Below are 12,957 nucleotides of genomic sequence, written 5' to 3'. Positions count from 1 at the left end.
ATCTACTACTAAAAATACTGAAAGAAGAGACATTTTTTAAAGTCCTTCAAGTCGCAATCTGCATGCAATGCGCCAGCTCTTATAAACTATACCGCCTAAAAGCTTAACCTTTATATCAAAAAAATAGCATACTAAGAATCACTTAGCATACTATTATAACCTTTGAAACGACACTGAATTTAGTTTACGATTTTCCAATCTTCTGCCAATAAATCACATACTGTTGGTGTAAACATCGTGTAACCCTCGCCACGCACATTAATTAAAAAATAGGGGTTCAAATTCTCGCCGTCGTGCTCGCTTTGACCTACAAGCTTGACATATAATTCAGCACCGCTCCATCCTTCACGAATCACTTTCTCGCCCGCCTTTAAACGCGGTAATACTTCTTCAAACGTCATCTATACTCATCCTTTATTTTTCATTTCTACTATGCCATACGAAAAAAGTATACTGGATATTTATTTTGTTTACAACAGCAGCCAGTTCATTTATAATTTTCATTCTAACTACTTTTTTGTTAGATTAGTTCCTTCTTTAAGAATATATTGGAAATTTGGAAGCAACAGCAATATTAAATAGGAAGAGCTTCACTACTTTTGCTCAACAAAACAACTCATTCCCTAGCCAATGTAAAAAGAACCTTCAATCCAAAATGGATTGAAGGTTCATAAATTGATTAGTTTTTGTTTAGACCTAGAGCCTCTGCTGTTGAAGTATGAACTTCTTCAAGCAGCGCTGGATTTTGTAATAAAGAGATACCGTAAGATGGAATCATTTCTTTTAGTTTTGGCTCCCACTCTTTAGCTTGTTGAGGGAAACATTTTTGAATAACTTGCAACATAACGTGAACGGCAGTAGATGCACCTGGTGAAGCACCTAATAATGCAGCGATTGATCCATCAGCAGCACTTACTACTTCGGTACCAAATTGTAATGTTCCTTTACCGCCAGCTTCAGTATCTTTGATAACTTGTACACGTTGACCTGCAACGACAATATCCCAGTCCTCACTTTTAGCAGTTGGGATAAACTCACGTAACTCTTCCATACGTTGATCTTTTGATAATAACAGTTGTTGGATTAAATATTTTGTTAAGGACATTTCTTTAACCCCTGCCGCTAATAATGTTGTAATATTATGCGGTTTTACAGAAGCAAATAAGTCCATATTTGAACCTGTTTTTAAGAATTTTGGTGAGAAACCAGCAAATGGTCCAAATAGTAATGATTTTTTGTTATCGATAAAGCGAGTGTCTAAATGTGGAACAGACATTGGTGGTGCACCAACTGCAGCTTTACCGTATACTTTTGCATGATGTTGTTCAACCACTTCTTGGTTTTTACATACCATAAATAATCCACTAATTGGGAATCCACCAATGTGTTTTCCTTCAGGAATGCCTGATTTTTGTAATAATTCAAGACTTCCTCCGCCAGCGCCAAGGAAGACGAATTTTGCTGTATGGTATTCCATTTTACAGCCATCTTTATCATGAACTTTTAATTCCCATAAACCGTCTTTCGTACGTTTAATGCTTTCGACACTATGGTTGTAGTTGATATCTACATCTTTCGCTTTTAGGTGGTCAAATAAAATACGTGTTAAAGCACCGAAGTTAACGTCTGTACCAGTGTCAATTTTTGTTGCAGCAATGGCCTCATTTGCTGGGCGGTCTTCCATAATAAGTGGAATCCATTCTTTCAGTTTTTCTGGATTATCAGAGAATTCCATCCCTTTGAAAAGAGGATTATTTGACATTGTTTCATAACGTTTTCTTAAATACTCAACGTTTTTTTCACCTCTTACCATACTCATATGTGGTAATGGCATAATAAAATCTTGCGGATTTTGGATCAGCTTGTTCTTTACAAGATATGACCAAAACTGCATCGAAACCTGGAACTGTTCATTGACATTAATTGCTTTGCTAATATCAATAGTACCGTCTGGTTTTTCAGAAGTGTAGTTAAGCTCGCATAGTGCTGCATGCCCTGTTCCTGCATTATTCCATTCATTAGAGCTTTCTTCACCGGCGTTTGAAAGTTTTTCAAACACAGTAATATTCCAGTCCGGTGCTAATTCTTTGAGCATTGTCCCCAAAGTCGCACTCATAATTCCGGCACCAATTAAGATGACGTCTGATTTAGTTACTCTGTTACTCATTTTTACCATCCTTATATTTTAAGATTTGCAGAAATGATGTAGGTGTAAACTAGTCACACACCTTTTCTGTATCAACTATAAACTTACAATAGTCTATCACAACTATTTAAAGAATAAAATATCTACTACAATATTATAGTAATAAACTAATCAAAAAGTAGTAAAAAGTGCGAAGTCCGCTCATTATGTCCTTTGTACACATTAAAACAAAGACCTTCCCCCTGTTTTCAAGAGTATGGTGCATTGGTCTGCCGTTACATATCAAATCGGAAAAATGCATCGCCTGAAAGATGTTTATGTTGTATAAAGTCAACTGATTGAATTTTAGTATGCTACTACTAAAATAATTTATCCATCATTTTTTAATGAAAGATATTTTTTAACTTCACTCATACTAAAAGCACTAGAACTTTTAGTCTAAAAGCTCGTAATCGACTCTATTTTACATGATTTGCTAACATTCACAAGGTACCTTCAAACTAATTTTCGCTTTTTCGACGGGATATTACAACATTTTTACTCCAATTATGTAAAAGGCCAAAAGACACACTTCTTTCAACAAACGAAACAATTCACTTCCAATCATCTTCAATAATACAAGCTCAACGACTTTTTTCTCATTTAGCCATGTTTTACAAATCGAATGATTGTCCACCTGTCTCAATAGTTACTGTATACGCTTCCATTAAATCTATCAAGACATAAACCTTGGTTTTATTCATTTCCTCTTGTTTAAGGAAATACTAAACGACTTACAAATATTTTTCTTTATATTGTTATATAACACAATCAAGTTTACCATACAACGACAAAAATTATTAGAATATTTTATTTTTTAAATAATATATACATCAAGTAATTTATTTTCCCCCATATATTTATTGCTAGAAACAGTCTAACCAAAAGGGCAGGTCACTCAATTGTAAGTGACCTGCCCTTTTGGCATTCAAAATATAAATGATTATAAGTTTAAATGTATATTCATTCAACTTTTATATATCGTAAGCCATCTAAAATACTACAGCGTACTTCCTCTCTAGAGCGCAAGAAAAAACGCCAATCCACGGATTAACGTTTTCTATAAATAGGCATCGCACTTTTTCATCGCTAGAATAGATTGCCACAAACAATTATAAGAGTACATATTAGTCTGACAGCACAATGACATTTTCTGCAACCTGCTTTTGGTCAGTAGAATTGGGTATTTCATGTAAATCAAAGGAGACTTTTTGACCTTGTTTCAAAAAGCGAAATGCAGTTGGAAATCTCTCCTTATCGGGTAAAATCGAACTAAAATGAACAAAAACATGATTGTCTTCCTCACCATTAAGCATAATACGTCCATAGCCTTTTTCGTCTTTATACCATTTGACAATTCCTTCTTGTTTCATCTCTATCCTCCAAAATTATTTTTGTGACGTCCCTAAGGTTGCTAAATCGGCTAATGTTAGCTGTTTTACAATTTCATAGCCATTGCCCACACCTTTGGGCTTAATAATAACGGTTCCCATGCTTGAAATTTCACCTATGGGAGTCCCTTTCGGAAAACTGTGCGCAATAATTACTTGATTAGTTCCAAGTGGTGGTTTTACTTCTAAATGTTGTTTGGCATCCTTTAAAATTTGTTGTTGTTCAGTTGTGGAAAAGGTTTCTGCTAATTTAGTAATTATAAACCAAAACGGGTCAATTTGTAGATACATTGTTGGGAAGGCAAGCTGTGCCGTTTCAATTGTTCGACAAAATGGACTTGTTATTATAGGTGAACTAATTGGAATTTGCCAATAACGTAGCATTTGTCCATAGTAAACGGCTTCTTGCCGTCCGTAATCAGATAAATTTCTTTGTGTATAACAGTTTCGAAAATTAACATATGGCTGATCTTCACCAACAGTTGCTTCTCCATGTCTAACATATAAAATCAATCCACCTGCTCTTAGTAAATCAAGGATTGGTTTTTCCAAATGGTTTTTATCCTCCTAACCTGCCCGCTTAGATTTACTGTTAATGTATGACTTATATTAGCTAATACATGCTATTCAAATACAAACGCATTTACTTATCAACAAAAGCCTCCTACGCTAATAAGTAGGAAGCTTAAGTTATTATACTATCCAGTTAAAAAGTGGCTTTACTTCACGCGAAGATTAGCCGTAAAAGAGATAGCAACTGCCCATTTACTTTAAAGGAATGATTACAATCGCCGTTGTCTCAAATTCCCCTGTTGATTGGATAGAAATGTTGCCGTTGTATTTTTTCACAACTTCTTTCACAATAAACAAGCCTTGACCTCTAATTTTTCCTAGTTCAGCTTTTTTCGTTGTAAACCCTTGCTTAAAGATTTGATCTGGGTCCGTAATGGTTGGTCCTGTATTAACAATTTCAAATACATACTTCATTTCATCCGCATGACAACAAATTTTCATTTTGCGGTCACTTTCAGGCAATTCAATTGTCGCATCAATCGCATTATCAATTAAATTTGATAATAATTTAATGATATCAGTCGTTTTTATTTTATCGAAAGTATCCTGCGAAACTGATATATCCATCTCAATATTATGATTTTGAGCAGCTAACTTTTTAGTTTGCAATAAAATGGATAGCCCCGGATGGTTAATATTTAATTTCAATGACTTTATTTCCTGTACCTCTTTAGATAATGATGATAAATACTGTTTCGCTTGATCTGGCTCTCCCAATTGTAAAAGCCCATGCAACACTTGAATATGATTGGTAAAGTCATGTCTTAAGGACGATACAGAGGTAATTAACGCTTTTATTTCAGTTTGGTAGGTATCTTCTGTTACCTCTACTTCTTTTGTCACTTCTTTTTGATACCATCTCTGTAAAAAGAAAAACGATGCAATAACGATCAATATAAATATTCCATTATAAATAAACAAGAATAAATTATTTTCTAATACTTTGCCTTTGATACCATTAAGTTTGTCTGCGCTTATATCAATCCCTAGATAGCCAATAATTTGACCTTTGTCATTCTTAATTGGAGCGCCTACAGAAAGATAGTCTCCGTGTTGAGGGTCATTAATGACATTCGTAACATATGTCAACCCTTGATAAGCTAGTTTGATTTGCTTTTCAGGAACAGTACAAACTTGCCCAATATCAAAGCCTACTGTGAGATGATTGGGAACACCAGCAATCATCGTTTTTGATACTTTAGGATTATCAATTTCTAAAGTATAGACATTTAAGGCCCCTAATTTTTCTCTTGCATCATTTAAGTATCTTCTTATTTCCCAATAAGTTGCATTTTTCACAGGATTATTTGCAAATTGTTGATACAACTTAACATCAATTGATGATGCGATGGAAATAGCCGCTTCTAGGCTCTGGTTAGCGATGGATTCTTCCACCGTCTTTTTCATTTTCACATATGAAGTGAGCACATTTAAACTTGTGAACAATGACAATAAGACAGTCGCTAATACTAATATTAGTTTAATTTTACGATTTTTCATACAAACTGGTACTTCCTCATCTATTGTATTCATTATTTAACGATGTGTAATTACTCCTAGAACAAATTAGTATTTATATAAATAACAATAATATTATACTATAGTAATTTTCGTTTTTTCATGTATATTTTTTAAAGTATGTTGAAAACAATACTTTTATCCAAGTTTATTTTTTCAATTTAGTATTTTTATACAAAAAACGGAATATTTTTTTATTCTTTCGAAAAGCGAAATAGCTACAAAACGAAAGGAGAATAGCCCAACAAATGTTACGCCATTCCCCTATTTATTCTATTAAATTATAAACCAAGCCTAACAAATTAGATAGCCTGAATTATGTTTCCTTTTATGGTTTTCGAAAGAATAGGTTTACCTTCGATAAATTGTTGGAGGGAAAATGATTGTGGCTCACAATTTTCACCTATTCCAACAACTATCTCTAATTGCTTTGGTGAGTATATAACTGTATGGAGCGTACCAAAGTATTCTTGATATTGTTTAACAAATAACGGAGAATCTCCGTTATTGAAATGATGATATACAGACATTGTCGTACGCGCATCTGCTACATAGCGATTTATATAGTTTTTTCGTTGTTTTGAACCTTTAATACAAGCTTTATTTCTTCCTGTCAATTGTTGTGATTCAAAATGATTTGTGCAAATAAGTGGATGTTCCACATAATTCACCCGCTTCATTGGCGTAGCCTCCACCACAATTGCTTTTCCACTTTGATCTGTCATCGAGTAATTGTAGCAATAGCGATGTGGAAGTTTGTTTATTAATACAGTAGCTTCTTCAATATTTCCACACTGTTCAAGTAATATTCTAACAATAGTAGTCGCCAAAAAGCCTTCGCCTGCCCATTCATTATTGACAAAATGCAGCCCTACTACAAGCCCTTTTTCATTCATTCCATCTAACCTACCAATGATTTGCTGGCTAAAACCTACACTAGCATACCCTTCAGACGGTTTAGAAAAAACGAGTCTTGCATCATACATAGCTGGACTGAAATCGTAATTTCTTACATACTTCCCATTGTGTACAAACGAGGTACATCCCATATTTGGAAATGTCATATTATAACCGCTATACATTTTAATAATGGTTTCACATGACTGTTCTAAGCCAAATGCCAAACCCTCCATCTCTTGCAAAAGATTGGGCGAACAATCTAGCAATAGCTCTTTTACCTGCTGTACATTACAAGCAGTAGATAAAGCTAGCAGCTGTTCCTTTTGCGCTAAATGCGCATATGTTGTTACTTCGTTACTTTGTTGGAAACCTATTTCATAGGCATCGCCCCTTAAAGCTACTACGGATACGATTAACTCTTGATATTTATTCATTGAAATACCTCCCATACTGCCAATTGTGACTTCTGTATCATCGTAATCCTTCAAGTAACTGGAAGGTCAAGGGAATTATAAAAGGAATAAAAAAAGAGGCTGGGACAAAACCCTCCTCTGAAAACTAATAAGCCGTTGAAATTTTACATAAAAAGAAGAACCACTTCTGATAAGATAAAAGTACACCACATACCAAATCTTTGAAAGAAGGGTTCTTATGTTCAAAAATTATAACATGAATCAATTAGTTTTGCCTTTAGATTTAGAAATGAAATTACAAAAGAATGACATTGCCTTCCATGTCCATCATTTAGTCGAAAGTATCCCGCCCGAAGCGTTTGAACCATTTCTTCGAAATGAGGGCTGTCCTGCCTATCATCCACGCATGATGCTTAAAATTATCTTATGTGCCTACACGCAATCCGTCTTCTCAGGGCGCCGAATGGAGGCGCTTTTAAAAGATAGTCTTCGGATGATGTGGCTAGCACAAGGGTATGAACCAACCTATCGCACAATCAACCGATTCCGTGTCCACCCAGAAGTCAAAGAGTTGATTCGACAATGCTTCGTTCAATTCCGCTGCCAGCTGGTACAGGAAGAATTAATTAATCAGGAAGCGATTTTTATTGATGGAACAAAAATTGAAGCGAATGCAAATAAATTTACATTCGTGTGGAAAAAGTCGATTGAGAAATATCATAACGGACTCATTGAAAAGTCCAACCAGCTATACAATGAGCTACTTGAAAAAGAAATCATACCCGAAATGGAACGGGAAATGAACAGGAATTAGCATTGGAAGACCTTGACCAAATGGTCAAAAAAGTAGATGAAGTGATTTCTGAATACGATCGAAAAATTGAGGACTCATCGGATGTGGCAGAGCGAAAGGCTTTAAGAAAGGAACGAAAATTCCCAAAGCAAACGCGCAAACAATTAATCGACTATATGGAACGCAAACTAAAATATCAAAGAGACTTCGAAATCTTTGACGGACGAAATAGTTACTCGAAAACAGACCCGGATGCGACATTTATGCGTATGAAAGATGACTATATGAAAAATGGTCAATTGAAGGCAGGTTATAACATACAAGTAGCAACAGAAGGTCAGTATGCGCTTGCCTACAGCATTTTTTCGAATCCAACGGATACACGTACATTAATCCCATTTTTGGATGAAATCGAACAACATTATTTGAAGTTACCAAAACATATCGTAGCAGATGCTGGATATGGAAGTGAACAAAATTATGATGATATCCTTGTGAACCGTAAGCGAGAAGCCTTAATCACATACAACATGTATGTAAAAGAACAGAGGAAACCGTATAAGCAAAACGAATTCAATACAGGGAACTGGGCTTATGATGAAGAAAATGATCGATATACTTGCCCAAACCAACAACAGCTTAAATTTAAATATCGTACCACGAAAACAGATAAGTATGAGTACACGCGTGAGTTTAAGGTATACGAATGTGAAGACTGTTCCGGCTGCCCCCTCCGTTCATTCTGTACAAAAGCAAAAGAAGGAACGAATCGAAAGTTAACAGTGAATGAGAAGTGGGAACAACAAAAAGAACATGTGAGAACAAAGCTTTCAGAAGAAAAAACGAGTACCATTTATCGTCAACGCAAAATTGACGTGGAACCTGTTTTTGGATTCTTGAAGGCTAATTTGCGTTTCACTCGATTTTCTGTACGAGGAAAATCGAAGGTTGATAACGAGATGGGTCTCGCATTAATGGCTGTGAATTTAAGAAAATTCACAGCCATTAGCTAAAAGCTATATGGAGACAACATAAAAAACAGAGAAATCCGAATTTGAATAAATTCAAATTCGGATTTCTCACTAATCGAAGCTAGTTATGTCCCAGCCTCCTTTAACGTGACCAAATCAGTAGAAAAGGTAAAGATAAATTATTTTGGTGAAATAAAGATATTGTCTTTATTTACATTGTCCAAAATAAACGATACTCATTATCTAAAGTTTTTTTCTTTCGATCTGAATGTTTTACAACACGTATCGGATGATTGAATGGCTGCTGCTTCTTCTGACATTGTATGCAACTCAAAGTCAGAAGCAAATTCCGCATCACGTTTGTTCGTATTACGTTTATCCATGTCGATTGCAATTTTTTCAGCTCCGCAATAATTACCTTTGGCATGGAACACACAATTTGATACTGCACAGCTAACTTGGACATTCGGCATAACTATCCACCCCTTGTGATTGGTCTAGAAAAGTATAGAGTGGAAAATCTAATCTATACTCTTCACTTTGTATTTTGTCCAATCGAAAGGTTTTTACAAGTAAAGCTTAAAAATAACTTCAACATAATCTGTGAAGACGATTTTAAGCACAGCACAAGCGATAGATGTAATTTGTTCTAATTTTTGCTCGATGTTCTTGTCTCATCTTGAGGATGTAAAAATTTTGGTCGTTTACTATATCCTTTTGGCGATAGACGTATTAAAGTTTTCTTGGTATCGGACCAGTTTAAATTGGCACCAATATTTAAGTACGGAACGCCTAATACACGAATATTCGCAAAGTAAATAAGAATGAAAAACAGGGACAAAAAGAAACCAAATAAACCAAAGAAAGCAGCCATTAAGATAACAAATAAACGGAAAATACTCATTGCAGTTACAAAGGATTGATTGACAAGAGTATAGGCTGCAATACTTGAGATAGCAATTACGACGATCATGGAAGGGCTCGTTATCCCTGCCTTGATTGCCGCATCTCCGATGATTAGTCCCCCTACAACACTCATGGTTCCGCTTAAAATAGACGGTAAGCGTAGATTTGCTTCACGAAATATTTCAAACATAAATAACATTAGCAATATCTCCAATACCGTAGGAAAAGGCAAACCAGTACGTGATTGGACAACCGTCGCCAAAAGTAATATAGGCATCTGTTCTTGATGATAGGTCGTTAGTGCTAGCCAAAAACCGGGTAAAAGCATACTTATTAATATACCTACGATTCGCAACAGTCGCTCTAATGCACCGACTATAGTTGGATAATCGTTATCCTCACCTGATTTAAAAAGTAAAAACATATTAGGCGGCGTAATGATTGCGTAAGATACACCATCGACAAAAAGAAGTATCCGTCCTCTGCTAAGCGCTTGTATTGCAAAATCTGGCCGACCTGTATAATCATGTCGTGGCAAAATTTTTGCGGTTTTTTCCACACTTTCCATCATTATATCGCCACTAAAGACAACGTCTGTATTAATTTTAATTAATTGCTTTTTTAATTCAGTAACCATTGCTTTGTCGGTTATATCACCAATGTACAGAACAGCCACTGTCGTTTTAGAGCGCTTTCCGACTTCTACTGTTTCCACGCATAGGGAATTTGTAGGCAAGCGCTTACGAATTAAGGCCACATTAATAAAGACATCTTCTATAAAATCATCTCTCGGCCCTTTTACCACTAGTTCTTGCTTTGTTTCTTCAGGATTTCGATTTGGTTTTTTAGCAATTTTACTTGAAAATAAAATTTTCTCCTCTTCAAAGTAAAGCAAAACAAACCCTGAATAGACACGCGTAATAACATCGTCCAAATTTGTTACTTTTTGAAGATTAGGAATGTGTAAATTGTTTTTTATTTGGTCCTCTAATAATTTTACAGAGCTATCTTCAAACAAAGATTGAACTCGATCGATAATGACCTTATTCAATAAAAACTGATCGACCATCGACTCACATGTAATAAAATAAACCTTATGTTGTTGAAAGGTAAAGGATTGAAAAATTACGTCAGCAGAGCGTTGAAATAATTCTTTCAACATTTTCAATTCGATTTCTTTTTCTATTGATTGAATATTCTCATCTCCTACTGAACCAAATTCAAACAAATTATTTTACTAAAATACTTATAAACATATATTTCCCAATGTCCAAAAAATTATGCAATAAATCTTACACCAGTGAGATAATTCATTAATTCTAAATATAGATATATCCTTTTAGCCAATCATTTTTTGTAAATTAGCCATTTCAATTGCGGACATTGCTGCGTCATAACCTTTATTGCCAGATTTTGTTCCAGCACGTTCAATCGCTTGTTCAATATTTTCCGTTGTGACAATCCCAAAAATAACTGGTACATTTGTCGAAAGCGATACGTTTGCAATGCCTTTAGCTGATTCGTTACACACATAATCATAATGTGTTGTAGAGCCACGAATAACTGTACCCAAACCTATAATGGCATCATATTTTTTCGTTTCAGCTAGTTGCTTTGCGATAAACGGTACTTCAAATGCACCTGGCACCCACGCAACATCTATTAAATCATCGTCTACACCATGACGCTTTAGCCCATCTAATGCACCACTTAATAATTTACTTGTTATAAATTCATTAAAACGACCAACAACCACCGCTATTTTTAAATCATTGCCAATTAATTGTGCTTCAAATGTTTTTCCCATCATTTCATTCTCCTCTTTTACATAGTAAGTGAATTTTCTATTTGCATATGTTGACGACGATATGTTGCTAATGCGTCAATCGAAATCATTTTTAATTTATGTTTTTGTGCATATTTGACTAACTCATCAAAGCGCAGCATTTCTCCATTATCGCCCATAATTTCACATATCACGCCAGCTTGTACACTGTTGCAAAGTTTTGCTAAATCGATAGTAGCCTCCGTATGTCCTCGGCGCTCTAATACCCCATTTTCTTTCGCAATTAGCGGAAAAACATGTCCAGGTCGACGAAAATCCGATGCTTGTGCATGTGACACTATCATTTTTTGAATCGTCAAAGCACGTTCAAAAGCACTAATGCCTGTTGTTGTCTCTTTATAGTCAATACTGACAGTAAACGCTGTTTGGTGATTATCGGTGTTATTTATGACCATTGGCTGTAACGCTAATTTTTGTGCGAGCTGCTGTGAAATAGGTGTACAAATAAGACCTCTTCCATATGTTGCCATGAAATTGATCGTTTCTGGTGACATAAACTCTGCAAGGGCCAGTAGATCTCCTTCATTTTCACGGTCTTCATCATCCACAACAACAATCATATTGCCCTGTTTTAAATCGGCAATTGCTTCTTCAATTGAATGTAGCAACATTGCCACCTCCTAATAGATTTGACTTTCAATGTATGTTTTTTTCTTTCTATAGCAGGTTAAAAACCATGCTTCGCTAAGTAATCTTTTGTAATGGTTGACGATTGCAGACCACCCTTTAACTGGTGAATAATGTATTTGCCTACTAAATCGGTTTCAATATTGACCAGTGCCCCAACATTTTTAACACCTAGTACGGTTTCTTTATATGTGTGTGGAATAAGCGATACTGTGACACTGTTTTTTTCAACATGAAAGAGCGTTAAACTCGTTCCATCAATTGTGATTGAACCTTTAGGAATACAATAGCTAGTTAAGTTCTCTGAAAGTTCGATATCAATATAGACCGCATTTGCCATTGGGCGTTTGCGTATAATTTTCCCTACACCATCTACATGACCTGAAACAAAATGACCACCAAATCGTCCATTGGCTGGCATTGCACGCTCTAAATTGACTGCATGACCAACAGTTAATTGCTGTAAATTCGTCGCTTTCACTGTTTCAGGCATTACATCCATTGTCAGCTCTTGGTCATTGTAATGAGTTACTGTCAAACAAACCCCATTAACGGCTATACTATCCCCGAGCTTCACATCCGCTACTATTTTGGGCGAAATCACTGTTATTTCCATACTTTGCCTATCGCTTTGCAAGGTTTTTACTGTGCCAATATCCTCAATAATACCTGTAAACATTTTTCCACCTACTTTCTCAAACCTATGTCGTAAACCTTTTGATAGTTATGTTAATCCCCCTTTCATTTTTTATGACCAAAACAAAGAAAAAACCCCTTTAGCATAAAAGGGGTTTGGGAGTACTAATACATAAGACGTCACGAAATAAACCTAGT

At 35.4% G+C, this 12,957-nt stretch carries 11 protein-coding genes and 1 pseudogene; 1 reads left to right on the top strand and 11 read right to left on the bottom strand.

The features are described 5' to 3' along the window. Positions 1-179: 179 nt before the first annotated feature. The 6 genes from MHH88_RS08020 to MHH88_RS07995 all read right to left on the bottom strand — a co-directional run bounded on the left by MHH88_RS08020 (position 180) and on the right by MHH88_RS07995 (position 7,001). Complete coding sequence (locus MHH88_RS08020) at positions 180-401, bottom strand: DUF2829 domain-containing protein (protein ID WP_069511622.1); 222 nt, start codon at positions 399-401, stop codon at positions 180-182. 278 nt (positions 402-679) lie between these two features. Next, positions 680-2,167: a malate:quinone oxidoreductase gene (locus MHH88_RS08015; protein WP_069511624.1), complete on the bottom strand. Its 1,488-nt coding sequence runs from the start codon at positions 2,165-2,167 to the stop codon at positions 680-682. A 1,145-nt stretch (positions 2,168-3,312) separates the two neighbouring features. Next, on the bottom strand, positions 3,313-3,558 hold the full coding sequence (locus MHH88_RS08010) for a cold shock domain-containing protein (protein ID WP_339262302.1): 246 nt from the start codon (positions 3,556-3,558) through the stop codon (positions 3,313-3,315). Positions 3,559-3,573: 15 nt separating this feature from the next. Then, entirely contained in the window at positions 3,574-4,128 is a 555-nt protein-coding gene (locus MHH88_RS08005) for a histidine phosphatase family protein (RefSeq protein WP_339262301.1), read from the bottom strand. 213 nt (positions 4,129-4,341) lie between these two features. Further along, positions 4,342-5,682: a Spo0B domain-containing protein gene (locus MHH88_RS08000; RefSeq protein WP_339262300.1), complete on the bottom strand. Its 1,341-nt coding sequence runs from the start codon at positions 5,680-5,682 to the stop codon at positions 4,342-4,344. Between the two features lie 287 nt (positions 5,683-5,969). After that, entirely contained in the window at positions 5,970-7,001 is a 1,032-nt protein-coding gene (locus MHH88_RS07995; protein WP_339262299.1) for a C45 family peptidase, read from the bottom strand. Positions 7,002-7,218: 217 nt separating this feature from the next. Here MHH88_RS07995 and MHH88_RS07990 point away from each other — a divergent pair. Next, positions 7,219-8,786: pseudogene (locus MHH88_RS07990) on the top strand (IS1182 family transposase). 197 nt (positions 8,787-8,983) lie between these two features. Here MHH88_RS07990 and MHH88_RS07985 read toward each other — a convergent pair. The 5 genes from MHH88_RS07985 to ribE (MHH88_RS07965) all read right to left on the bottom strand — a co-directional run bounded on the left by MHH88_RS07985 (position 8,984) and on the right by ribE (MHH88_RS07965) (position 12,802). Next, positions 8,984-9,217 carry a DUF1540 domain-containing protein gene (locus MHH88_RS07985; protein WP_069511630.1) on the bottom strand — a complete coding sequence of 78 codons (234 nt, stop codon included), beginning with the start codon at positions 9,215-9,217 and terminating at the stop codon, positions 8,984-8,986. Positions 9,218-9,393: 176 nt separating this feature from the next. Next, entirely contained in the window at positions 9,394-10,812 is a 1,419-nt protein-coding gene (locus tag MHH88_RS07980) for a spore germination protein (protein ID WP_339263016.1), read from the bottom strand. 177 nt (positions 10,813-10,989) lie between these two features. After that, complete coding sequence (ribE, locus tag MHH88_RS07975) at positions 10,990-11,457, bottom strand: 6,7-dimethyl-8-ribityllumazine synthase (RefSeq protein WP_069511635.1); 468 nt, start codon at positions 11,455-11,457, stop codon at positions 10,990-10,992. A gap of 17 nt (positions 11,458-11,474) precedes the next feature. Continuing rightward, positions 11,475-12,107, bottom strand: a complete 633-nt coding sequence (gene ribB / locus MHH88_RS07970; RefSeq protein WP_339262296.1) for a 3,4-dihydroxy-2-butanone-4-phosphate synthase — start codon at positions 12,105-12,107, stop codon at positions 11,475-11,477. A gap of 56 nt (positions 12,108-12,163) precedes the next feature. Then, positions 12,164-12,802 carry a riboflavin synthase gene (ribE, locus tag MHH88_RS07965; RefSeq protein WP_339262295.1) on the bottom strand — a complete coding sequence of 213 codons (639 nt, stop codon included), beginning with the start codon at positions 12,800-12,802 and terminating at the stop codon, positions 12,164-12,166. Positions 12,803-12,957: the final 155 nt, after the last annotated feature.

Source organism: Lysinibacillus sp. FSL K6-3209 (assembly GCF_037976175.1).
Taxonomy (GTDB): Bacteria; Bacillota; Bacilli; order Bacillales_A; family Planococcaceae; genus Lysinibacillus; species Lysinibacillus sphaericus_D.
This window is presented reverse-complemented; position numbering and strand designations above follow the sequence as displayed.

Coding starts and splice junctions, on each gene's coding strand:
- MHH88_RS08015 (WP_069511624.1), bottom strand. CDS start 2,167: ATGAGTAACAGAGTAACTAAATCAGACGTCATCTTAATTGGTGCCGGA.
- MHH88_RS08020 (WP_069511622.1), bottom strand. CDS start 401: ATGACGTTTGAAGAAGTATTACCGCGTTTAAAGGCGGGCGAGAAAGTG.
- MHH88_RS07995 (WP_339262299.1), bottom strand. CDS start 7,001: ATGAATAAATATCAAGAGTTAATCGTATCCGTAGTAGCTTTAAGGGGC.
- ribB (WP_339262296.1), bottom strand. CDS start 12,107: ATGTTGCTACATTCAATTGAAGAAGCAATTGCCGATTTAAAACAGGGC.
- MHH88_RS07980 (WP_339263016.1), bottom strand. CDS start 10,812: ATGTTGAAAGAATTATTTCAACGCTCTGCTGACGTAATTTTTCAATCC.
- MHH88_RS07985 (WP_069511630.1), bottom strand. CDS start 9,217: ATGCCGAATGTCCAAGTTAGCTGTGCAGTATCAAATTGTGTGTTCCAT.
- MHH88_RS08000 (WP_339262300.1), bottom strand. CDS start 5,682: ATGAATACAATAGATGAGGAAGTACCAGTTTGTATGAAAAATCGTAAA.
- ribE (WP_339262295.1), bottom strand. CDS start 12,802: ATGTTTACAGGTATTATTGAGGATATTGGCACAGTAAAAACCTTGCAA.
- ribE (WP_069511635.1), bottom strand. CDS start 11,457: ATGGGAAAAACATTTGAAGCACAATTAATTGGCAATGATTTAAAAATA.
- MHH88_RS08010 (WP_339262302.1), bottom strand. CDS start 3,558: ATGAAACAAGAAGGAATTGTCAAATGGTATAAAGACGAAAAAGGCTAT.